The organism is Paenibacillus sp. NPDC056933 (assembly GCF_042674385.1).
In the GTDB taxonomy this organism is placed as follows: Bacteria; Bacillota; Bacilli; order Paenibacillales; family Paenibacillaceae; genus Paenibacillus.
Genome location: NZ_JBHUQN010000001.1, coordinates 1,194,147 through 1,217,564 on the forward strand (window position 1 = coordinate 1,194,147; position 23,418 = coordinate 1,217,564).

Here is a 23,418-nt window from a genome sequence, read left to right on the forward strand (position 1 = left end):
CTGTTTCTATGCCCAATCCGTTTCACGTAATCTTATACAGAGTCAAGGAAAGATCGAGGGAGTTATTCCCCTCGATCTTTTTTTATGATCATTAACTCCCATGTCACTCTGGCTGGAAGGTGCCATTTTGAACGGTTGGTTGAAAGGAGGAATAAAGGTAAACTTTACAGAACATTTGGTTTTAGTGTAACTGCACCGTATAGAAGAGATTGGAGAGGCCAGAGGTTTCCCTTGCGATTCTGGGCAGTGCTTTTTAGTAATAAAATATGATCAATAGCACAAACTATTTACTAGACTTGCGCATCTAATGATAGAAAAGGATGTGAATGTATGAGCTTAAATCCATTTGAAGGCTACCGCATTACCAGTTCATTCGGCTATCGTATTCATCCTATTTCTGGCGGGCAGACGTTCCATCGCGGCGTTGATCTGGTCACAGAGCCATGGAATGGCCCTGTACATGCATTTATGGATGGGACTGTACGTTTTGCCTCGGAAGGTGCTACAGGCTCAGGATTCGGCGGTTACGGGCTTACGGTTGCGGTACAGGATCACCGAGGCTACTTGCATTGTTATGCTCACCTTTCCCGAATTGCAGTGCAAGTTGGACAGCAGGTGAGGCAAGGGCAGCTCCTTGGCAACCAGGGCAGCACAGGCGAAAGCACCGGTCCGCATGTGCATTACGAGGTACGCATATCCAGCACCCCTTCGTATGGATATACGGCGAGTGAGAACGGTGTTGTTGATCCAGGAAACTATTTGCAAAAAGAATATAGTTCAGCTGACGGAGAAACGAAGGAGATGCTTATGACAGCGGACGAGAAGAAGCGCTTTACCGCGATGGAAAAGACACTGGAAGTCCAATCAGCATGGATTCAGCAGCAGAAAAAGACATCCAATATGGCTTGCCCGCCTTGGGCAGAGGAAGCATACCATTACTACCAGACGTTTATGATGAACGATACAGGTAGTTATGATTTTTGGAGAATACTTGTCATTATGTACCGCAAGGAAAAGGGAATTGAGGTCTCACCCCAATCGGAAAGTTAACTAACGGATCAGGAGTAACCACTTCACAATGCTTCAATCCAGGCAGACAACCATTTATTGAATGTTGCCGATTCGCCCGGTTCATCGAAACTGCCAACGTCATATGTTAGGGTATACCTGATGAAGAGGAGGCAATCACATGAGCGAAGTAGGATATGGCTGTGGGGGCAACGTAGGCGGTGTAGGTGGATACAATATGTTCACAAGCACTGGCGCGATCTTGGTACTGTTCATTCTGTTGGTTATCATTACGAAAGCATTCTGCGTGTAATCCAGCATGCACGAATGGGAAGACACAAAAGGGAAGCCTTCACGGCTCCCCTTTTTTCTGTGTATCCAAACGCATTATGTTCCTGGTGTTGACTTGCTCTGACGACTACTTCGCATAACCGTGCAGTTCATGCTACTGTACATAAATTTCAACGATAGCGATGTCTCTTTCCTTCGCTAGATCAATAAAGGCTGTAGAAGTCTGTACGAGTGGTCGGAAGTAATCCGCAGGATTATTCATCACAATCAGGCCGGTTTCGCCAGTAGTAAGCAGAACCCGTTTGCCGATAAAATTGGGCAGCATATGTTTGATGAGTTCCTGAGTAGCTTCACCGTTCAGTTGACCGAAGCTGAGGCTGTACAACTCACACAGAACGGAGATTAGCTCCTGTTTGGTCTGATATACCCGGTTGGTTGTCATGGCACTGTAAACGTCTGCTACGGCTGTTATACGGGCATAAGGATGAATCTCATCTCCTTTGAGTCCATGAGGATAACCGCTTCCATCTTCTCGCTCATGATGCTGGAGCGCGACTGTGGCAAGAAGTTCATCCTGAGTGGATTCCATAATAATATCATACCCGTAGAATGTATGTTTCTTCATCTCTTCGAACTCTTCCGGGGTCAATTTACCCGGCTTATGTAACATTTCATGAGGAATCTTGGACTTGCCAATATCATGAAGATACCCTGCTTTCGCCACAATGAGACATTCTTCAGGATTGTAGCCCATCCAACCAGCAATATAAAAAGCGAGCATGCCGACTTGCAGGGAATGGTTGTAGGTATAATCATTGTCCCCGTCAAGCATCAGCAGCAAGGAGACAACATCCTTTTGTTTTTCAAGCTGTCCCGTCAGGGTTATCAAAATCTCATCGACCTGAGTCTCATCAATAAAACCCTTCTCAATCGCTTGTTGAAACAGAGATTCGGTACCTTTGATCGTATCGTTAAACAAGGTCGTTAACAAACGGGTTTGATCGGAAGGTAAGGTTTGTGCATCAGAGTGTAGGTCGGTTGTTGTATGCTCTACATCTGCATAATCAATCCCGTGCTGCAGCAACTTGGAAATATCATCGTCGCTGAGCGTGGAACCTTTCATCAGCATGTGGAGACCCGAACGGTTGTACACATCATTTTTTAACAGGTCGCCAGGTTTAAGATCAGTAACATGCACTCTCACGTATAAACCACCTTTTCCTCGACTAATATCGACACATAGAATTATAATAACAAGAAAAAAATGGGTTGACAACGACTTATTTACTAATTTCGCCACTGCTTCAAGAGGTTTAATGACTAATTATTTAGTTGTCCATGGGGTTCCAGGGTCCTAGCTGATGACCTTTCCATTCGGAGCCATCTTCCCATATTTCTTTTTTCCAGATGGGGACAGTCTGTTTGAGTCGTTCAATTGCATAGCGGCTTGCATCATAACAGTCATTGCGATGAGGTGAAGATACCGCGATCACGACGCTGATCTCTGCCACGTCCACCTTGCCAATTCGATGGCTGATCGCACAACGCACGCCTGGCCAGCGTTCGGAGATCTCACTGCCAATCGTCGCCATCTGTGAAAGCGCCATGGGAACGTAGGCCTCGTATTCCAGATAGACGGTTCGTTGTTCCCCGGTCATTTCACGGGTAGTGCCTACAAACGTAAGGGCCGCTCCATGGTTTGCAGTGATGACGAGCCCGGTTGTTGCTTCAACGGACAATGGGGACTGGGTGATAAGAAATAATCCGTCATCGGTTCGGTGCTCAGGATAAGAAGACTCATGTTCATGATCAGTCGAATCAGTGCCATCTCCTCCAGACACAGGAGGAATTAAGGCGATTTCGTCCTGGGCCTTGATAATAATATCGGCAGGAGCATACTGCTGATTTACTGCCAAAAAGGAAACACGTATTAAAGCAGCCGCTTCAGGATGAGCGACACTCAGATTTTCTTTTAACTGTGCTGGTGTCGGATCAGTCCCCGGGTACTCATATTCAAGCAGGGATGTGCCCAGTCGTTCAGCAATTCCTGCAAATAGTTGAATGGTCAATTTCATGCGAATAGCTCACCTCTTTTTCATCTCTAAACCCTTTAAATATATCATAACGACACGGAAAATGTTATGCTTATCCATTAGAGGAATGTACGTTAAGAAGAGGATAAGGAGGAGGCGGTGTGATGAGTACCATGAAGACACAAACGTTAACAATTCTGCATACGAATGACATCCATAGTCATTTTGGCACCATGAGCTCCATCGCCGCCATGATCGGACAGGAGAGGGAACAGGCCGAGGATGTTCTGGTACTTGATATCGGGGACCATATGGACCGGATGGCGGTTGAGACGGAGGGGACTCTAGGGGCGGCCAATGTAGATGTGCTCAATCTGACCGGATATGATGCCGTAACGATTGGCAACAACGAAGGACTGACCTTCACATCAGAGCAGCTGTCGCAATCTTATGGGGGTCTGCTGTGTCCAGTGGTATGTGGAAATGTTGTGGAGCAGGCGACGGGCCTGCCACCTGACTGGATGAAATCATCTGTTATTGTGGAAAAGGGTGCATTTCGTATCGGTTTGCTTGGAGCCACAGCGCCCTTTACTGCTTTTTATGAGTTGCTGGGATGGAATGTATTGGATCCAGTGGAGACATTGCGTGAGCAAGTGGAAGCCTTGCGCCCTCAAGTGGATGTACTGGTTGTTTTATCTCATTTGGGGCTTTCAACCGATCAAAGAATGGCTGAACAGATCCCTGGCATAGATGTCATCCTGGGCGGACACACACATCATGTTCTGGAAGAACCATTAGTTATTGGGCAAACAGTCCTTGGAGCGGCAGGCAAGTTTGGCCAGTGGCTCGGTAAAGTGGTATTGGAGCGGGATTATGGAACAAATGAACTTCGACTGGTGAGCAGTGGCTGTGTTCCTGTTCAGAACATGATGCTTGAAGAACAGGTTTCACTGGCTATAGCCACACATCGAACCGAAGCCGTACATTCACTTGGTCAGACAGCTGTTATTACGGACAGAACCCTAACCATAGATTACGATCGAGAATCTCCGTTTGCTTCATTGCTTGCCCAAGCGGTTCGCCAGTTTACGGGCGCACAGGTGTCGCTTGTTAATGCCGGGCAGCTTCTTGGAAATCTACCGGAGGGGGATGTTACAAAAGGAATGTTACATTTCCTATGTCCATCTCCAATTAATGCCTGTACAATATGTTTGAATGGAAGTCAAATTCGTGAAGCACTGGAACAGTCCCTGTTGCCAGAGTTTTCACGTAAACCCATTATCGGATTTGGATTTCGCGGAGAGATTCTTGGAACATTATGCATGGATGGGATGGAGGTTGAATATCATCCGCATTTGCCTGCGTATGAGAAGATTAGTGCTATATATATAGGTGGCAAACGGGTTCATGATGAAGATGAATACGTTGTTGGGACTCTCGACATGTTTACATTTAACGTGGGTTATCCTTCACTTGCACTTGGAACCGGCACTTCTTATCGTCTACCGGAATTCATACGTGATCTGCTTGAAATAGAACTGAAAAGACCAGGGGCGCTGGATGACAGTCTGCGATCCCGCTGGCATGCAAAATAACAAGTACTTGCCTTCTGCTGAAGCGGCGGCTAGTGGAAATTACATCTACGGAGCGGGAGAGGATAGGCTGTGCGTTTAGTACATATAAACTTATTGCAGCCTGGCATGAAGCTGGGGAAACGAATTTATAGTGAAGAGGGTCTGGTTCTGCTCAGTGAGGGAGTGGAGCTGACCAGCCGGTTGATTGGACGTTTGAAGGATTTGGGAATTGGATATGTATATGTCAATGATGCAGCCACGGAAGATATTATTATTCCGGATATGCTTCGGGAAGAGACCAGGCGCAAAGCATTGGTTGAGATCAAACAGCAGTTTCAGAACATGTCGGGTCTAAAAACCAAAAGTCGAATTCCGCACTTTGGTAAAGCACTCAGTGGAGTAATGAATACAATTCTGGAGGACATCGGCAGTCAGAAGGAAGCCATGATTATGCTGATGGACATGAATTCCAGTGATTTTGACTTGTATAATCACTCTCTCAATGTATGTGTGTATACGCTGGTTCTTGGTGTGGCATCGGGCTATACTCGGCAGCAGTTAATGGAGATTGGATTAGGAGCTCTGCTGCATGATATCGGTAAAACGCAGATCGCTCCAGAGATTTTGCAAAAGCCTGCCCGATTGAGCGATGAGGAATTTAAAATCATCCAGCAGCATACTACATATGGACATCGTATTCTCAAAGATGAACCGGGTATACCGCTCCTTGCTGCGCATTGTGCATTACAGCATCATGAACGAATTGATGGCAGCGGGTATCCATTTGGTTTGAAAGACAATGAAATTCATGAGTATGCCAAATGGCTGGCTCTTGCTGATTCGTATGATGCGATGACGACCAATCGGGTATATAAACAAGCCCTTTTGCCACATCAGGCAGTGGAAGTATTATACACGGGTTCAGGCACACTGTATGAACAGTGGATGCTGGAGAAGTTCCGAGACTGTGTAGCTATCTACCCTCTTGGCCTTTCTGTCACATTGAGTACGGGAGAGATCGGGGTGGTTGCGGACATTCATTCACGTATTCCGCAGCGTCCGCGCATTCGTGTTCTGAAGGATGCTGACGGCCAGATGCTAAGTGCACCTTATGAGATCGATTTGTCTACAGCCCTGTCTATTATGATTACAGGGGTAGAAGGTGTCGAAGACTTACCGCCAGCGAAAGCAAGCACTGAATTTTTTGATGGCTGACGTCTATCTGAACTTAAGTCAGCGCTCATATCGTAATCTGCGGGTCAATTAAACTCGCAGATTACGGGGGCGTTCTTTGTCATGTAATGGACAGAGCATGTTCATGCCAGAGTACAGGCAATTGTGCTATGATTAAAGATAACTCCAAAAAAGATATTGACGGAGTATGATGTAAAAAAAACTTTTTAGGTTAATAAAAGGAATAAGGTGAGGAACAATGACCATGCTAAACTCAGGATCGGTACAGCCGATGCCTTTATCGCCGACTAATGATCCTTGGGATCCGATCGGCTCTTTGCGTACATATGGACGCCATGTGCTGACCAGTGTAGAAATGACCGTGACGCATCTGTGTAATATGCGCTGTGAGCATTGTGCGGTAGGAGATATGCTAACGATGCGCGAAGCGCCTGCACTTCCCCTGCCTTTGATGTTGAAAAGGCTGGACGAGGTAGAGCATCTTCAAACGATTAGTCTGACTGGGGGGGAGCCGAGCTTCAGCCAAAAGACTGTGGACGAGATGATCATTCCATTGCTCAAATACGCCAAGGAACGGGGTATTCGTTCTCAGATCAATTCGAATTTGACGCTCGATCTCCATCGTTACGAGCAATTGTTGCCTTATCTGGACGTGATGCATATTTCATTCAACTATCTGAATGCCGATGACTTTCACCAAGTCGGGTTTGCCAACAGTGGAAGACCGGTAAAGCGCGAAGTCGCGGTGAAGATGTACGAGAAAATGATTGAAAATTCCCGCAAACTCAGTGAAGCGGGCATGTTTATCTCTGCGGAGTCCATGATTAACTTCCGTACCCACGACAAGCTTGAGGGCATTCATCAATTGATTCGCGAGATGGGCTGTGTCCGTCATGAAGTGCATCCGATGTATAATTCGAACTTTGCTTCTACGCTGCCCGTGCTATCTCTGGATCACATGAGAGCAGCTATTCATCGTCTGCTGGATGTGCGTGACAAAGACATGTGGATGTTGTTTGGTACACTCCCGTTCTTCGCATGCAGTGCAGCCGATCAGGACCGAGAACTGATCAATCGCTTGTATAACGAGCCGAATGTGACCGTTCGTAACGATCCTGACGGTCGTAACCGGGTCAACGTTAACATGTTTACAGGTAACGTGTATGTGACCGATTTTGCGGATATCCCGGCGTTTGGCAACATTCGTGACCGGAAGTTGGATGATGTGTTCCATGAGTGGTCGGCGGAACATCCTCTGAATCAGACCGTGAACTGTCATTGTGATGCTGCTTCCTGCTGCGGACCGAATCTGCTGGTGGCAGATATGTATTACAGAGGTGTGGATTTCAAATCGAGAAAAGCAATCACACGTTGATATTCCAGGTGTATTCCTGAAATAGATCAAAAAGGGGAGTTTCGACTTGGGTATTCATACCGAATTTCATCTTGGACAGTTGGTATTTAATCTGGTCTGTGTGTTTTTGCTCGTATTTTTGAACGGCGTATTTGTCGCAGCGGAATTTTCCCTGGTTAAGGTTAGACAAACTCGCCTGACTCAATTGCAGAGTGAAGGGAATAAGTTGGCTGGTTATGCACTGAAGGTGAATGGGAAGTTGGATGCTTATTTGTCGGCAACCCAGTTCGGGATCACGCTAACATCGCTGGGCCTTGGTTGGCTTGGTGAGCCGGCCATTTCCGAACTGCTCGTGGAGCCGTTGATGTTTAAACTTGGTGTGGCGGATACGGGGCTTATATCCACGGTATCGGTCATCATCGGTTTCTGTATCATAACGTTTCTGCACATTGTGTTAGGCGAACTTGCGCCTAAGTCTCTGGCGATTCAAAAAACAGACGGAGTAGCCTTGTTACTGTCGGCACCGTTGCTGTTATTTTATAAAATCTTCTTCCCGTTCATCTGGGTATTAAATGCATCAGCCAATGCATTGCTTCGATTGGCAGGGATTGAACCTGCTGGTGAAGGAGAGGCCCATTCAGAAGATGAACTTCGTATTTTGATGAAGCAGAGCGCCAAAAGTGGGGTTATTGATAAGGACGAAATCAAACTGATGGACAATATCTTTGATTTCTCGGACATGCTGGCACGTGAAATTATGCTGCCGCGTACGGACATGGACTGTCTGTATACTCACATGTCTCTGGAAGAAAATCTAAAAATCATTAACGCAACGAAGCATTCACGTTACCCTGTGGCGGTAGAGGATAAGGATGAGATTATCGGGTTTATCCATATAACCGATCTGCTGCTGGCCGAACCGGAGCAACAACATGATCTGGCTTCACTTGTTCGTCCGATCTTGAACGTCCCTGAATCCATGGAGATCAGTCATGTGCTGCGTCTCATGCAGAAGAAACATTCCCAGATGACGCTGGTGGTTGACGAGTATGGCGGCACAGCGGGTTTGCTGACTGCTGAAGAGATTCTGGAAGAGATCGTTGGCGATCTGTATGATGAGTTTGAAGATGAGCGTCCCCATATGGAGCGCAGCGGAGAGGCGTTTTCCATTGACGGCCGTTCCCTAATTGAAGAGGTCCATGAATGGACTGGAGCGATCATCGAGGATGAAGAAGTCGATACGATTGGCGGCTGGCTGTTTAAGGAGCTTGAAGGCAGTCCGGCCAAAGGGAAAACGCGGGAACAGAACGGATATATCTTTGAAGTGGAGGAATCAACTCGTCTCCGGATTACCCGAGTGAAGGTGTACAAGCGACCTGTGCCCGAACATGCCGAGATTAATGCCGGAGAACAGGAGCAACGTTCCGATCAGGATGAGCAGAATCGTCATACGGACTAGGGATTCTTGGAGTATACATGGCTGTAATTTGCCGCGATAGAACAGAGTGACCTTCGGAGACGCCCAGTGGGGTGGGTGAGCCGAGGGTCTTTTTTTTGCGTTAAGCTGAATTTGGGATTAACTTGGGAGATTGCGACATATGGTTATAGAGACGGAAAATGAATGCTTTTAATACTTGCGATGTGCATGAACCAAATCCGTGAAGAAGGAGGCGCTGTTTTGTGAAAGATCCACAGCTTCGTGCTTATGCTCCTTTTATAGGGCCGTTTGATCCTTGTCCACCGAAAGAGATTCGAACGTATCTGGTTCCTCCGCAATTATTTATCCCTTTTCAGCCGATGGGCTGGCCTCAGTACAGTCCGGCAGAAGCCTTAAGAATCGGAACGTTGTGGCCTGCTTTGTACAGTCCATATACACCTGCGAGATCGAAGGGGAGGAAGGTGGAAGCGGATGGAACCTGAAACACCAAAAGTCTGTGATGCAAAATACTATGAGTTGTTGGAGGAACTCCAGGCCTTGGATTTTGTATTGGTTGAGCTGAACCTGTATCTGGACACCCATCCGGGTGACTATCAGAGCATTGAGCAGTATAACAAATTCAGCCAGGAGCGCATGAGAGTGGCGCATGAGTTTCAGCAATTGTACGGACCGCTGATGAACTTTGGTCATGCGTTCTCCAAATATCCTTGGGAGTGGTCCCAGACACCATGGCCTTGGCAAGTGTGAGTAACAGCCCTGAGCTTCCTTGCAAGCTATCCTGACGGGAGCTCGGGGAAACGTAAGCAGGTTGATTTAAATTCTAAAGGGGGCGTCTGTATGTGGGTGTATGAGAAAAAACTGCAATATCCCGTTCGGGTTAGCAAATGTGATCCTCACATGGCAAAATTGCTGGCGGAACAATATGGGGGCGCAGATGGGGAACTGGCGGCTGCCCTGCGGTATTTGAACCAGCGGTATACGATTCCTGACAAGATTATCGGGCTATTGAATGATATCGGTACGGAGGAATTTGCACACCTTGAGATGATTGCCACGATGATCTACAAGCTAACAAAGGATGCCTCGGTGGAACAGCTGGAGGAAGCGGGACTTGGGCCGAACTATGCACAGCGCGATTCTGCCCTGTTTTATACGAATTCTTCGGGTGTGCCTTTCACCGCAACTTATATTCAAGCGAAGGGAGATCCCATCGCGGATCTGTACGAGGATATTGCAGCGGAAGAGAAGGCCAGAGCTACATATCAGTGGTTGATCGATCTGACGGATGACGTTGATCTTCAGGATAGTCTCAAGTTTCTGCGGGAACGGGAGATTGTGCATTCCTTGCGTTTCCGGGAGGCGGTGGAGATTCTGAAGGATGATCGGGAGACGAAGAAAATTTTCTGAAAAGGACCACAAATCATCCTTATTACCGTTCTCTTCCTAGAGGGCGGTTTTTGTTATGGATCTGTTTTATTATCGTGAAAGTCACCATTCCAGAGCATTACAAAAAAAGCAGGACAACCCTTTTTGGGTACAAAAGGTCTGCCCTGCTTCTTTGAATTCGGTGTATCATGCTCTCAGTATTCAACCACCATGGCAACATTTTGCCACCCAGCTCCAACAGTCCAGAACAGCACTTTATCACCACGCTGAATTTGGCCGGATGTAATGGCTCGATGTAATGCAATAAACGGACTGCTGGTTGAGGTGTATCCGAACTCGTCTCCGATGTACACGGCAATATCTTCAGCAATGCCAATATTCTTGGATACTGCATGAATATTACCGATGGATAGTTGGGAGAAACAAGCGGCTTTGATCTCTTCTGCTTCAATCTCGTTACGACTCAGCAGCGTGCGAATCGATTCAGAGGCTGCACCTACACAGATGGAATCATCAAACGGTATAAACTTTACATGGAAGGCACCTGCGTCAACGCCGGTTTGGCCCAGTTTTGCCAGACCTTGTGCCGGGAAGAGGGAATTGCCGTACACACAGGTATCGGTCTGATAGATCGAGTCAATAAAACCGACAGCCTGCTCGTCCCGCTCAACAATCACTGCTGCTGCTGCATCTCCGAAGTTGGCAAAGTATACAGGATCGTCTGGACTGGCATGCGGAGCTACGTAATCCGAGCCGATAATCAAAGCACGACGAATTCTGGGATTACCCAGCATCTGGCGGCTCACCTGTTCAAAGGCTGCGGTCATACCCGCACAGTTGGCATTGCTATCAATACAGATCGTATGGGATGCCCCGTTAATCAGGCGATGAATCATCAAGGAATTCGTAGGAAAGATGTATTCCGGCGTTTGACTTGCATAAGCAATCAAATCGATATCGGAACCGGTGAGTCCGGTCTTTTCGAGCAGATTACTGGCGGCCTCAAAGGCCATGCTTAGTGAATTTTCATCATCATTGTCGATTTTGTAACGTGTATCACGTCCAAGCGCCTTTAACAATCCTCGAATATCTACACCTCTCGCATCAAAATGTTCAATGTAAAAGTCATTGCCCACCTTGTTCGTTGGATGATAGATATCGATATCTACAATACGAATTCCTGCCATCTTCATTCTCCTCTTGAGCGGATGGGTGAACCCTCAGCTTGTCCGCCTGGTTTATTAGGTCGTAACCGTGGAGATGATCTCAAGGTTGTCCAGTCCGACAGACCGTCCAAGACGGGACAGCTGCATTTTCAGAATGGCATTATTCTCAAGCGTCAACACCACTTTTGTATATTCATCTTTTTTGAACATCTGCAGGCAGCCCTCGAGAAGAGGCACAATTTCCGGAGCAGTTACATTTAACCTTTTGCAATCAATATTCAGCGCATACTCCTTGGTGTTAATCGGAGCGATCGTGTCCTGATATGCCGAGATGGAACGTAAACCATCTTCTTGAGAGAAAGAGCCCTCCAGTTCAATGTTCAACACCTTGTTCGGAACGTCAGTATTCAGTATAAAACTTCCCATGATTGTTCTCTCTCCTTTAAATGAGTTAAGGCTATCCTGCTAACCAAGACATAGGCCTTGAGGCCCTTGTTGACTGCTTCTGAGATGTAGACGGATTCGAAGGATAATTTAACCATATTATAAAGGTAGAGATGTAATAAGATCAATAAAAAAGTCGAATCGTGTATAAAAATGTAGAAGAGTGAATTATTGGATTTCATCCAGTGTAGCGAGCAATATATTAAAAGCACTGATGATCCGCGGAGCACCAACACACGGTGCCAAGTGCAGCAGAATTCCTTTGAGCTGATCCACGGTCACCCCAACACTGAGCGCCATCGTATAATGAACCCCCAATTGCTCATACTGCCCCTGTGAGATCAGTGAGGAGATAATCGCAACTTCCTTCCACTGATCCGTAATGGTTGTTCGCTGAAAAATATCCCCGTAAGCTGTTCCCATAATAAACTCGGCGAGCTCAGGAAACTGATCCTTTATCGGTGCCAGTGCTTTGGCACCATATTCACCGGAAAGCTTTGCAAAACGCTCCAAACCTTGAGTCACTTGTTCACTCATGCCTTGCTCCTCCTAATTCAAAGTCACGGTACGGTGAGCCGTGGGTGGAATCTCGTTGCGATCGGTTAAAAGCTCAATGACGGTAACGCGGTTTAGTTGCTGCGCTGTCTGGAGAGCAGAGGAGAATTCATCGCGAGTTTCTGCTCGAAAAGCAACAGCACCAAGGGATTCAGCGAATTTCGCTGCGTCCATGGGAACTTCAAACAAGGTGCCATCGATTCTGCCTGTTGTTTTCTCCATACCTTTGAGTGCCATATCCAGCTGTTTATTGTTCACAACGATGAAGATGACCGGCAGGTTGTTGCATACAGCGGTGTTGATCTCGGTTCCAAGCATCATGAAGCATCCATCACCTGTGATACATACAATGGTTTCTTCCGGTGCGGCGCTCTTCGCTCCGATAGCCATGCCGATGGCATTGCCCATGCAGGCAAAGTAGGCATCAAACACAAAGCTGCCGGGTTTCTTAACCTTATATCGTTGCACTGCGTGAAAACCATGGCTGCCATCATCGACAAATAGCTTATGATCATACGGCAGTAACTCACTCATCTCGTCCAGCACGGAAGCCAGAGACAGATTCGGCAGATCCGGCAGGGGAACGGTGTAATCAACCGTTGTCGTTTCCATTTGCAGAGCAGGTTGGTCTGTCATCGTTCCAAGTAAAAATTGCATGTTGTCCTTCAAATCGCCGGTGATATGTAAGGTTTGAGATTTCAGGATTTTGCCAACGAATGTAGGATCGGCGTCGAATTGAATAAGATGTGCAGGATGGTTTTCAGCCTTCAAATTACAGATCGTCATATCACTCAGACGTGAACCGAGCACGATGTAGAGATCACTTTGATTCAGCAGCTCATCTGCATGAGGGAAGCCGCCAACACCGCAAGGCCCATGGTAGAGAGGATGATCCCAGGCAATGACCCCTTTTCCACCTGGAGAAGTAATGACAGGAATATGGAAACGTTCGGCAAAATGGACCAATTCATCATAAGCTCTGGCGCGACTGACGCCTTTGCCTGCAATGATCAAAGGATGACTGGACTGTTGAAGTAAGGGGAGAACGCGATTCAGGTTGGATACGCTAATCAGGGGCTCAGGCTCCGGGACTACAACCCGGAAATCAGTGAGTTGTTCGGTCTGTACATCAAACGGAAGACAGAGATGGACCGGACCTTTGTTGGGGCCAAGTGCAATGGAAAGGGCGTGATTCAATATGGTGCTAAAATGATCGCCGCGTTCCACCAGCTTGCTGAATAGCGTGGCAGGACGGAACATGTCAGCCAGATCGGCCAAGTAGGAAGAGGAGTCCTGACACTGTGGCAGCCCCAATTCCTGAATGGATTGGTGGCCAGTAATAAACAGGACAGGCAAGTTGTTGGCCTTGGCATGGGCTGCTGCGGTGAGCAGGTTGGTTCCGCCCGGACCTGAAGTGGCGAAGGCGACACCCAGTTTCCCCGTTTGGAGGGCATAGCCAGAGGCGGCAAAGCCTGAACTGGATTCATGGCGACCTGGAATGAATTCCAAGCCGTAATCTACCATTTTCAGGACAGCAGGGCATATAGATTTTCCGATAATACCAAAGACATGAGTAACGCCTAAATTACGCAGAGCTTCCGCCAAATAGTCCGCAACTGTTCTCATGCGGGACACCTCGCTTCACAAAATAGGTTTGTAGACCCACAGGTCAGATTCCGTTTTTGGAGTGTATGTCGTTGTCTAAGGTTGTAAAAGGAAATGAATCCTTGTTACTAGGAAGAGTATCTTTTTTTGTGGTTTTTTGTCAACTCATTTTATGAGTATAAGTTCCTGATTCTTAGGTTGTAAGCGCTTAATGACTTGTTGGATATAGGAAATCAAATAGGTTATATATTCCCGCGACAAATTACCTACAAAACAAATGATATAGAATTAAATGTAAAATAATGTAGAATGTGATAGGTTGTTTCATGTGTAGATCAATTAGAGTCGTATGTTTCCCATTTCGCATCAGTGCAAAGGATTGGCAAGTATTGGCTTTCTGTTATACTAGAATCCGATTGGAGTGAGTTGAATGACAACGATAAAAATGGCTGTTGTTGGGCTGGGTAAAATGGGATTACATATGATACATCAGGCGGAACAGACGGAATTGTCCAAAAACGTCGAGATCGTAGCCGTATGCGATTCAAGTGAGGAGCATTTGATCACGTTTACTGTCTCTCATCCGGCTACAAAAATGTATACGGATTACAAGCAAATGCTTGATGAACATTCGGTTGATCTGCTCTATATTGCAGTACCGCCCAAATTTCATTATCCCGTCGTAATGGAGGCGTTGAAGCGTCAGATTCACGTGTTCTGTGAGAAGCCGCTCGCAAACAGTGTGGAGGAAGCTAAGGCGATGCTGGAGGCAGCCGAGAAGGCTGGGGTAGTACATGCCATCCATTTCTCCATGCCGCATGAACCATCCGTTGTGAAGCTACGAGAGTTGATCGAGCAGGAAACGATAGGAACGATTCGCAAAATCGATCTCATCCTGCAATTTCCCCAGTGGCCACGGGCGTGGCAACAGAATGCATGGATTACCAGCAGAGAGCAGGGCGGTTTCATTCTTGAAGTCGGAATCCACTGGATTCATATGATCCAAAACGTGTTTGGTGCTATTCGTGTGGTCAGCAGTCAGGTTCAGTATCCTCCAAACACAGGTGAATGTGAACATGAAATTCAAGCCGAGATGGAGCTGGCGGATGGGACCCGAGTCCAGTTGAGCGGGATAGCACATTTTGCAGGTGAGGAACGTGTCTCCATGATTGTATATGGTACGGAAGGGACGATTGCTCTGGAAAACTGGGATCAGCTGTTGAGCGGACCTGTTGGACAACCCCTTGGCTCGGTTGAAGTACAGGAATCTTTAAGTCAGCTGCCTGTACTCAAACATGTCATCTCGCGTATTCTGGGAAAACCTTCCAGAATATACGATTTCAACGATGGCTATCAGGCACAACTTGTCCTTGAGGCGCTGCGCAATCCGAATCAATCCCAATCCTAAAATGATGCTGAGGCTTGAAGTGGACTTGTGTTCAGTTTTCTTTCATTAAATTGTTTTACATTGCGCGGTTTACACTGCCAATCGTTTATGTTTATCATGGAGGGGGAACGATTCCGAATACATATCCCAATCGGAAAGGAACATTGGACATGACGAGAGAGACGGTATTACGTAAACCGGAAGCGATGATATTTGATATGGATGGTACGTTGTTTCAGACAGAGACCCTGTTGCTCCCAGCCTATCAGCAGTTGTTCGATACATTGCGAGCTGAAGGGCATTATGAGGGAGAGACTCCGCCTGAAGAACGGATGTTGGGAAGCCTAGGAATGTTACTTGAAGATATATGGAAAGTGGTTATGCCTGAAGCTTCAGTTGCAGCACATCGACGGGCTGACGAACTGCTTCTTCAGTTGGAGATTGAGGGGCTGGATGGAGGAAGCTCCCAGCTGTACCCGCATGTAAAAGAGACGTTGGAAGCATTGAAGGAACAGGGTGTGCGGTTGTTTGTTGCCAGTAACGGACTGGAGGATTATGTCAAAGGTGTGGCCTTTGCTCATGAGATTATGCCGCTTTTTGAAGGCGTGTATAGTGCAGGGCAATACAAGACACCATCGAAAGTTAACCTGGTTCAAATCCTGCTTAAAAAGCATCGGATTCAGGATGCATGGATGGTCGGCGATCGCTCTTCTGATGTGGAGGCAGGCAAAATGAACAATCAGACCGTCATCGGCTGCGCCTATGCGGGGTTCGGTCGAGACGAAGAACTTGCCGGATCGGATGCACTGATCTCTGATTTTACGGAACTACTTCGTTTATATCGGGAAGCAGAATAGAAAAACCTACCGCTCCCACGTCCGAATGGACGTGGAGTGGTAGGTTTTCTGTTTATGAATTCGTTTAAATGTTAATCATCAGCCAATTATAACCGTGGTTTTCTGGTCCTCTTGAGGGTTGATGCTTTACCTCTTACGCGTTTGACAGGTTTGGTTATCTTTACTCCGCGAGGGGGGCGATTCGTATGTGGATGGTTGCGGTACACCCACAAGGCGTACTCCAGTGGTTGGGTAATCGCTTTGGAGTAGATATCTTGCTCACCAATGCGGGCAAACACCTCTCGAGCAGGTTTTGGATTCACTTCCAGCAAATAGATACGTCCATTCTTGTCTATCGCCAGATCCAGAGCCAATTCACACAAGGCTCCATAGGTGTTTTCCAGAAATGTGGCAACGTCAATCCCGAATTTCTCTGCAGTGGCATTGATTTCAGCCCGTTCCTCCTCATCGGTAATCCACTGTTTCAACAATTTGTGCATCGCAACGGCCTGACCGCCACCATGCAGATTGGAAGTAACACTTTTCTCTGCACCCATCCGTCCTGCACATCCAGTCAATTCCCACTGTCCTTCACCGTTTTTCTGAACCAGCATTCGATAATCATGAACACGGCCATTCGGAAGCTGAAGTTGTATACCTTGCTGAACAAGGTATTTATCTTTCATATTCCAATGCTGGAGTAGTGAACCAAGGCGTGACAGATGGACTTTGCGCGGGGTAATGATCCGGCGTTTTTGGTCCCGTCCTTGCACTAAAACCGTGTTGGCCTCGCTACCGCTGCGTTCGATACGGAGAATACCCCGTCCTCCCGTTCCATTAATGGGTTTCAGATAGATGAGCGAAGAGGATTTCAGCATTCGATTCACATCGGACATATCCTGAAACAGAACGGTATCTGGCAGATGCTCACGAAAGGCTGATTTCGCAGAGAGCGTCTGATGAATCGTCCATTTATTACGTAGCGGACGGTTTAAAAAGAGCAGATGTCCATATTTTTCCCGAAAGGCAAGCAATTGCTGGAATCTGCGATTGCGCTGTATACGGCAGCGATCGAAGATCATATCCGGGAATGAACGCCATTCCCGGGACCAACCTTTTTCCGAATGAAAGACCAAAGCCTCAATCTGCTTGCCTCCTGAATGTACATCGGCAGGTGTGAACACATAGATATCGAGTCCCCGCTTGCGCCCCTCAAGGATCATTCTGCGGTATATACTCCGTTCTTCCAGAGCGCGATGTTCATTTAAGTACAACGTCATAATGCCCAGAACAGGTGAGGACACAAACAATCACCTTCTTTAGCTGTTATTCCTGTTCATCATCGTTTGGACTGACGGGCAAGGTAGGCGCTGTACTGAAAAATGCGTTCCAGAGACCTGCGTCGAATCTGTGGTTCATCAAATTTCATCGGCTTCGAGTTCGCTTCAAAGAACCAGATCCCCCCAAGATCGTCAATACCGAGGTCCATGGACATCTCGCCAAGGGTATGACCTGCGCCTCGTTCGACTTGTCTCGCAATCAACAATGAAGTGGATTTCACACGTTTCATCAATGAATCCGACATTTCTTCCCCAAACAGATCCGTGAGCAGCTTTTCCGGGTCCTCCACCGTACCTCCGCGCGGAACGTGGGTGGTAATGCTTCGAGAGCCGGCGAGACGGGCGCCAACGCCGGTTACGCTCCACTGACCCTTGCCGTTTTTCTGCACGAGTACCCGCAGATCGAATGGGCGCTTGTGTGATGATGCCAGTTCAATGCCCTGTTGCATGATATAAGGTGTGTGTCCGGTCTCCTTGCGAATCCGGGCCCATAACTTGGCGAGTGTAGTTGTTTTGTATGTGGTACTCTTGCGGGTGCTTTGTATTTTAAGTCGGTAAGGCAAGCGCTCTTTTTCCTGAAACTTGAGCATCATGATGCCTTTTCCTGCCTTCCCGCTTTCGGGTTTCAGATACAGGTAGGGATGTGATCTAAGCACCGTACCCAGAGCGGAGGCTGTTCGCATCCGGCGAGTATAGGGAATCAGTTGCTGGGTGGATTTGGATTTCTTAAGCCATTCGAACAGATTCCATTTATTAAAGAAAAAAGGGTTATACAGTTCGATGCCGGAGTGCATGCATTCTTCAATCTTGCGCTGAACTGAAGGTTTGCGTTCGTCTTCCCGGTTGGGAATCCGATTGTAGAGCACATGGGGAAGAGGGAAGGACTGTGAAGTCCATTTCCCGCTTCCATTGTCGTACGTGTATCCTTTCACAGTGGGGCCGCTCACGTTTAAATCACGTACAGTCACGACGTACACCACATATCCCATAGTTTCACCCGTCTGCACTATATCCAGGAAGTTCTGATGGTTTCCTCTGAACATCCGTCGATCATCATGCATGGTCAGGATAGCAATAACGGGTCTGAAATCATCCTGCAAGCCCATCAAATGTCGTCTTTCTTCCGGAATTTGCTCAAATACAGGCAATGTTCCAGGATGTGCTCCACCGATGATTTTCCTTCCAGCCGCAGCGAAGGGTGACGGAAAATGGAGCGGCCGGGTTTGGCGTTCGCTTCGAACATCCATACATGTTCCTCCTGATCAATGCCCAGATCAAAGCCAATCTCACCAATCAGATGCTGGTGCTGGGTTTCAATCGCCTGGGCCAGTGTTATTGCGACAGATTTGGCATGCTGAAGCACTTCTCCGGAGCGGTCACCAAAGTTGCGCTTGAGAGCCTGCTCAGGTGTCATCAGAGAGCCGCCGTTTTTGATATGAGTGGTTACACTGCCGCGACCAGCTTTTTTGGCGCCGATGCCAACGACGACCCATTGATTGTTGCCATTTTTGTGCATGTGAAAACGAAAATCAATGGGGCATTCATCAATCTCGATAAGCCGGATACCTTGTTGAACAACATAACCTCGAAGCTGTTTCCCATGTCTGCCTTGAAGCATGCGCATCAGGCTGTTAAATGAGCCGAAGCGCAGAAGTGCGTTACCGGTTTTTTTGCGATATCGGGCAAAATATCCACGTTTGGGCGAGTAGGTCAATCGGTAGATGCCATTGCCCAGACTGCCTGCTGTAGGTTTATAGTAAACAAACTGATGGCGCTCGAGCATCTCTCTCATCTGTTCCACCGTCGGATTGGTGATGGACTCAGGAATATATTTTCCTGCTGCCGGGTCGTTCTCCAGCAAAGTGTAGATATCTGATTTGTTAAAGAAACTCCAGTTAAAGAAAGGGATTTTACGCCGAATGAATCGCTCCCTCAGTTGGTTGATCGCTGGTGAGAAGTCGGAGCGGCGGCTGGGCAATCGATTGTACACGACATCTGGCAGTGGTACTGTTTTCCGACTGAAACTTCCATTGTCGTTAAGGAAAAAACCGGATACTGTTTCATTCTGCCAGTTAATATCTCGTGGGGTAAACGCATAAATATAGGATTTGTGCCTGCCTTCACGGAGCAGCTGTTTAATGAAACCCGTACGGGAGCCAAAAGGGCTGGTCCCCGTAGCAGGTCCGTCAGACAATACGCCAATCAATGGACCCAGTTGAACTTCATCATTCTGAAGATTGCGAAGGTAGATGCTGCCTCTTTTGGGAACGTTCATCAGATTACGTATTCCTGAGGCGAGATAGAGATGTTTACCTGCTTTTTTGATTGGTTTGATGGTTGCGGGTACCCGGTCACGTCCAAACCGCAGATGTATCGTTTTTTTGCCGGATAGATTTAGGCTTTTCATTAATGCGTTGGATACATAAACCACTTTATCCGGCTGCTTTGTGAAATGCAGTTTGCAAAAGGTCAAACTCATGATTTATCCTCCTATCCTGAAAAGATCCTTTGTTCCATGGCAAGCAGGGCGATGCGGCCTCAGCCGCCGTGAATCGGGATGGGTTTCAGGCCAGCTGTGCTGGGTGTATTCGGCATTTTCAGTGGACGTATCACGTCCGTTAGAACATGTTGTTGCAGCAAATAACGGGCATAGGCCAGCGGCCGGGTGTAGGTAAGAGCATGCATACGTCGGTCACCTGCTTCTGCAAATGAGGAGCGGCCCGGTCTTGAATTCACTTCAAGAAGCCAGAGTCGTCCCTGGACATCTGCTCCGAAATCAAGCCCCAATTCGGCCAGCCTGCCAAAGTGGCTTTCCAACAGGGTGGGGATGAGGGCTGCAGCATGCCTGATCTTCTCCAGCAGAGCGTTGGTATGAATGCTTCCGTAGCGTTCCAACAGATAAGGAAGCGCAGGGTGAGCCTTTCCCCCTCCATGCAAATTGGAAGTGAGTGAACCTTTGGGTCCTTCCCGTACCATACATCCGGTTAGAGACCATCGTCCGTGCCCATTTTTTTGCACCAAGGCCCTGATGTCAAACGGTCGTCCATGATGACTTAGCTCCAGATACGGCTGCACAATCATCTTTTTTTCGGCCTTCTGTAAATCCAACCAGGCTGATACGTCCTGAGGACGATCAAATGTACGGTGAATTAGTTCGTTGCGTGTATTTCTTCCCTCTATGATCCATGAGGAATGATGGTCTCCGCGATAGAGGCGAAAAGTATCTTTACCATGAGTGCCCGACACAGGTTTGAAGAAAATGCCTTTGGGCCATTCCTCCAGCCAGCGTTGCCATAAGGTATTGGATTGAAGCATTGTCGTGGGTGCAAGAAGCGCACGAAGTCTGTCATCACCAGACAAGATGCGGTGCACTTTCCATTTACCAGGCAAGGAAGCAGACCAGTAATGGCGAGGATGTCTACCGTCGGAAGGAACAAGTTGCTGAAGTTGTTGTCTGAATTTTCTTGGGAGCGACTGCAGACAGCGGTCCATCAACAGGTCCACTACAGGAAGAGGCACCATATCCCATTGTCCTCTAATGTATGCATAACCCTGTTTCAGCGGGGATACATGAGGATCATTCGGTACGGCCAGCACGATGATCTTCAGGCCGTATCGATAACTTGCCAGACTGAGACGACGACAGAAGAGTTCATCCGCGAAAGGAGGCGAGCCTTCTGTTGCCCGAACCAGGATGGCTACTGTTTTTGTCTGAGCTTGCGGGAACATCGTTCTGCACCTCCTTTAAATGGGTGACTCTTCAGAATCCAGCCAGGTAGGTGGAGTATTCCAGCATCGCCTTGACCGAAGGTCTGATTTTGCTCTCGCTGAGCGGTGTATTATCGTTCTTGGATGGCTTCGAATTGACTTCGAGCAGCCAGACTCTACCCGAAGTATCCAAGGCCAGGTCGATGCCGAGTTCACCAAAATGGGCGGGGATAGCTCCCTCAATACCTTTGGCGATATCCAGCGCAGCTGTATGCAGACTTGGATAAGCCGCAGCTTTGGCTGCCCCGGACAACTGAGTTTTGGCTACAGCTTCCTTGACAGTACTGAGACTTCCACCCCTTGCCAGATTGGATACGTAATGGCTGCCCCCTGCAATACGTGCGACGATGGAGGTAACACTCCATTTGCCCGTACGGTTTTTTTGCACAAGTGCACGGAAATCTACGGGTCTGCCGCTATTATCGATAAGAGTCAGACCCTGTTGGATCTGGTAACGCGTCGTTTTCATTTTCCCTGACAGACTGGCATACAGTTTATCCAGAGAGGTATACGTTTGTTTGCGGGTACCTCCAACGCCAGTGGCGAGGGTGAGGAAGCTTCCATCGCTTTGACGGGAGACCCGGATAATTCCCTTGCCAAGTGACCCACGAACCGGCTTGAGAAACACAACCGGATATCGGTTACACATCGTTTTGAGTGTAGCCGAAGCTTTGAGCAAATGGGATTCGGGAAGGACTCTCTTCAGCGACGATATGGACTTTAGGGCATCGAATACTTCGTTTTTGTCCAGAAATTTTTCGTTGAAGGTTTGTGTGCCGTACAGCGATTTTACTTCTTTCATGAAATGCTGTACGCTAGGTTTGTTCTCAAGCTTACGGGACGTCAGCCGGTTATTGACGACGTCTGCTATAGGCAGAACGGTCTTTTTCCAGCCGTCATCATACATCCAGCCTTTCATATAACCCGTTACCGCTCCAATATCCTCCGGTGTGAAAAAGGATACATAGGCGCCCTGCTTACGACAGGCATGCACCAGTTCTTGACAGAACATCGTGATGGAGCCAAAGGGCCGATCGGTCTGATCGGGATAATCCTGGCTGATCATTACACTGATGTAGGGTCCCAGGCGAAGCGTACGGCTGGCTGAACGATAGGATACGCGCAGGACCGAACGAGGAACAAGGCCGGTCTTGCTGGCGACCGTCTGATTAATGCGCAGCCCGTCATACCGTGGTACCGGAATGACTGTGACTTCACGGCGGAAAGAGCCGAATTGCAGCTGAAGCGGCCTTCCCGAAGGGATTTTAAGCGCCTTGAGTACCCCTTCGCCCAGCATGATGACGTCGTCCTGCAGGATGCCCGAGCCGGTAACCTGAATCGTTACTTTTTTAGTGGACATCACGGATCTCCTTCCGGGCGGCAACTTGATGTCTGATCTTGAAGTTGAACGGCATCTAAACATGGCATGTGCTTCATCATATGAGGACATATAACCCTTGGTGATTGACCCATTTGGATTAAATGCATTAATTGCTGGCAGGTGATAAGCAGCCTGTTCCCGCCAGCTTTGTTTGATGGAACGGAAATGCGTGTATTAACACGGGTGAACGTCGCGCTGAGAATTTAATGAATGATAAAAAAATGACAACCCAATTTCGAGGAGGAATAATAGTGAACATTTATGACAAAGCAAATGACTTGGCGAAAGCCCTGAGAGAAAGCAGTGAGGTGGAAGAAATTACTTCTGCAATGAAGCTGATCGAAGTGGACCCGGAAGCAAAGGCGATGCTGGATAACTTTCGCGATCAACAGATGGAACTGCAGCAACGTATGATGAGCGGGGATATGCCTGCTCCGGATGAGATGGAGAAAATGGAAAAATTATTTGAAGTACTGAGTTTGAACCTGAACATTCGTCGTCTGTTCGATGCTGAACGTCGTCTAAGTGTCATTATCGAAGACGTGAACAAAATTATTGCAGACAGCCTGGGTCATCTGTACGGTGGCGCTGAAGCTTAAATACCTGTCCCGATTATTTACCTGAACCTTTCATATTACCGCATTTTCGTTCATAGACT

Annotated in this window: 23 protein-coding genes; 12 read left to right on the forward strand and 11 right to left on the reverse strand. The window is 47.7% G+C overall.

Annotation, left to right across the window (positions count from 1 at the left end; genetic code table 11):
- The first annotated feature begins 330 nt into the window (after window positions 1-330).
- Window positions 331-1,050 (forward strand): M23 family metallopeptidase, encoded by a 720-nt coding sequence (locus ACFTRD_RS05475; protein ID WP_379378072.1) that lies wholly within the window; start codon window positions 331-333, stop codon window positions 1,048-1,050.
- A gap of 139 nt (window positions 1,051-1,189) precedes the next feature.
- Complete coding sequence (locus tag ACFTRD_RS05480; RefSeq protein WP_228469229.1) at window positions 1,190-1,321, forward strand: YjcZ family sporulation protein; 132 nt, start codon at window positions 1,190-1,192, stop codon at window positions 1,319-1,321.
- Between the two features lie 132 nt (window positions 1,322-1,453).
- Here ACFTRD_RS05480 and ACFTRD_RS05485 read toward each other — a convergent pair whose 3' ends face one another.
- Window positions 1,454-2,503 carry an HD-GYP domain-containing protein gene (locus ACFTRD_RS05485; protein ID WP_379378073.1) on the reverse strand — a complete coding sequence of 350 codons (1,050 nt, stop codon included), beginning with the start codon at window positions 2,501-2,503 and terminating at the stop codon, window positions 1,454-1,456.
- A 124-nt stretch (window positions 2,504-2,627) separates the two neighbouring features.
- Complete coding sequence (locus ACFTRD_RS05490) at window positions 2,628-3,374, reverse strand: molybdenum cofactor biosynthesis protein (protein WP_379378074.1); 747 nt, start codon at window positions 3,372-3,374, stop codon at window positions 2,628-2,630.
- 122 nt (window positions 3,375-3,496) lie between these two features.
- Between ACFTRD_RS05490 and ACFTRD_RS05495 the strand changes: the two genes are divergently transcribed.
- From ACFTRD_RS05495 to ACFTRD_RS05525, 7 genes are all read left to right on the forward strand, one after another.
- Window positions 3,497-4,927: a bifunctional metallophosphatase/5'-nucleotidase gene (locus tag ACFTRD_RS05495; RefSeq protein WP_379378075.1), complete on the forward strand. Its 1,431-nt coding sequence runs from the start codon at window positions 3,497-3,499 to the stop codon at window positions 4,925-4,927.
- A 69-nt stretch (window positions 4,928-4,996) separates the two neighbouring features.
- Complete coding sequence (locus tag ACFTRD_RS05500) at window positions 4,997-6,121, forward strand: HD-GYP domain-containing protein (protein WP_379378076.1); 1,125 nt, start codon at window positions 4,997-4,999, stop codon at window positions 6,119-6,121.
- 217 nt (window positions 6,122-6,338) lie between these two features.
- On the forward strand, window positions 6,339-7,475 hold the full coding sequence (gene yfkAB / locus ACFTRD_RS05505) for a radical SAM/CxCxxxxC motif protein YfkAB (RefSeq protein ID WP_379378077.1): 1,137 nt from the start codon (window positions 6,339-6,341) through the stop codon (window positions 7,473-7,475).
- A gap of 52 nt (window positions 7,476-7,527) precedes the next feature.
- The gene (locus ACFTRD_RS05510) at window positions 7,528-8,913 is read left to right on the forward strand and encodes a hemolysin family protein (RefSeq protein WP_379381195.1); all 1,386 of its coding nucleotides are present in this window, start codon (window positions 7,528-7,530) and stop codon (window positions 8,911-8,913) included.
- A gap of 221 nt (window positions 8,914-9,134) precedes the next feature.
- Window positions 9,135-9,374: a spore coat associated protein CotJA gene (locus tag ACFTRD_RS05515; RefSeq protein WP_192265667.1), complete on the forward strand. Its 240-nt coding sequence runs from the start codon at window positions 9,135-9,137 to the stop codon at window positions 9,372-9,374.
- A complete protein-coding gene (locus tag ACFTRD_RS05520; protein WP_062319980.1) occupies window positions 9,364-9,639 on the forward strand; it encodes a spore coat protein CotJB in 276 nt (91 codons plus the stop codon). Before ACFTRD_RS05515 ends, ACFTRD_RS05520 begins: the two co-directional genes overlap by 11 nt.
- Window positions 9,640-9,729: 90 nt before the next feature.
- The gene (locus ACFTRD_RS05525) at window positions 9,730-10,299 is read left to right on the forward strand and encodes a manganese catalase family protein (protein ID WP_062319978.1); all 570 of its coding nucleotides are present in this window, start codon (window positions 9,730-9,732) and stop codon (window positions 10,297-10,299) included.
- 173 nt (window positions 10,300-10,472) lie between these two features.
- Here the strand turns inward: ACFTRD_RS05525 and ACFTRD_RS05530 are convergent, their stop codons facing one another.
- From ACFTRD_RS05530 to ACFTRD_RS05545, 4 genes are all read right to left on the reverse strand, one after another.
- On the reverse strand, window positions 10,473-11,465 hold the full coding sequence (locus ACFTRD_RS05530; RefSeq protein ID WP_379378078.1) for a 3-oxoacyl-[acyl-carrier-protein] synthase III C-terminal domain-containing protein: 993 nt from the start codon (window positions 11,463-11,465) through the stop codon (window positions 10,473-10,475).
- 54 nt (window positions 11,466-11,519) lie between these two features.
- Complete coding sequence (locus ACFTRD_RS05535; protein WP_379378079.1) at window positions 11,520-11,870, reverse strand: hypothetical protein; 351 nt, start codon at window positions 11,868-11,870, stop codon at window positions 11,520-11,522.
- Between the two features lie 186 nt (window positions 11,871-12,056).
- Window positions 12,057-12,425, reverse strand: coding sequence for a carboxymuconolactone decarboxylase family protein (locus ACFTRD_RS05540; RefSeq protein WP_024629113.1), 369 nt, complete (start codon window positions 12,423-12,425; stop codon window positions 12,057-12,059).
- Window positions 12,426-12,437: 12 nt separating this feature from the next.
- The gene (locus tag ACFTRD_RS05545; protein WP_379378080.1) at window positions 12,438-14,069 is read right to left on the reverse strand and encodes a thiamine pyrophosphate-binding protein; all 1,632 of its coding nucleotides are present in this window, start codon (window positions 14,067-14,069) and stop codon (window positions 12,438-12,440) included.
- 409 nt (window positions 14,070-14,478) lie between these two features.
- On the opposite strand from ACFTRD_RS05545, the gene ACFTRD_RS05550 reads away from it, so the two are divergent.
- Both ACFTRD_RS05550 and ACFTRD_RS05555 read left to right on the forward strand, forming a co-directional pair.
- Window positions 14,479-15,456 (forward strand): Gfo/Idh/MocA family protein, encoded by a 978-nt coding sequence (locus tag ACFTRD_RS05550; RefSeq protein WP_379378081.1) that lies wholly within the window; start codon window positions 14,479-14,481, stop codon window positions 15,454-15,456.
- Window positions 15,457-15,605: 149 nt separating this feature from the next.
- A complete protein-coding gene (locus ACFTRD_RS05555; RefSeq protein ID WP_379378082.1) occupies window positions 15,606-16,292 on the forward strand; it encodes an HAD hydrolase-like protein in 687 nt (228 codons plus the stop codon).
- 86 nt (window positions 16,293-16,378) lie between these two features.
- Here ACFTRD_RS05555 and ACFTRD_RS05560 read toward each other — a convergent pair whose 3' ends face one another.
- From ACFTRD_RS05560 to ACFTRD_RS05580, 5 genes are read right to left on the reverse strand one after another with little or no spacing between them, the layout of a single operon-like run.
- The gene (locus tag ACFTRD_RS05560) at window positions 16,379-17,575 is read right to left on the reverse strand and encodes a YheC/YheD family endospore coat-associated protein (RefSeq protein ID WP_379378083.1); all 1,197 of its coding nucleotides are present in this window, start codon (window positions 17,573-17,575) and stop codon (window positions 16,379-16,381) included.
- 35 nt (window positions 17,576-17,610) lie between these two features.
- Window positions 17,611-18,717, reverse strand: a complete 1,107-nt coding sequence (locus ACFTRD_RS05565) for a YheC/YheD family endospore coat-associated protein (protein WP_379381197.1) — start codon at window positions 18,715-18,717, stop codon at window positions 17,611-17,613.
- Window positions 18,717-20,090, reverse strand: a complete 1,374-nt coding sequence (locus tag ACFTRD_RS05570; protein ID WP_379378084.1) for a YheC/YheD family endospore coat-associated protein — start codon at window positions 20,088-20,090, stop codon at window positions 18,717-18,719. Before ACFTRD_RS05570 ends, ACFTRD_RS05565 begins: the two co-directional genes overlap by 1 nt.
- A 59-nt stretch (window positions 20,091-20,149) precedes the next feature.
- A complete protein-coding gene (locus tag ACFTRD_RS05575) occupies window positions 20,150-21,340 on the reverse strand; it encodes a YheC/YheD family endospore coat-associated protein (protein WP_379378085.1) in 1,191 nt (396 codons plus the stop codon).
- A gap of 31 nt (window positions 21,341-21,371) precedes the next feature.
- Window positions 21,372-22,739, reverse strand: coding sequence for a YheC/YheD family endospore coat-associated protein (locus ACFTRD_RS05580; RefSeq protein WP_379378086.1), 1,368 nt, complete (start codon window positions 22,737-22,739; stop codon window positions 21,372-21,374).
- Window positions 22,740-23,011: 272 nt separating this feature from the next.
- Here ACFTRD_RS05580 and ACFTRD_RS05585 point away from each other — a divergent pair, with 272 nt between their 5' ends.
- On the forward strand, window positions 23,012-23,359 hold the full coding sequence (locus ACFTRD_RS05585; RefSeq protein ID WP_024629123.1) for a YlbF/YmcA family competence regulator: 348 nt from the start codon (window positions 23,012-23,014) through the stop codon (window positions 23,357-23,359).
- Window positions 23,360-23,418 lie beyond the last annotated feature (59 nt).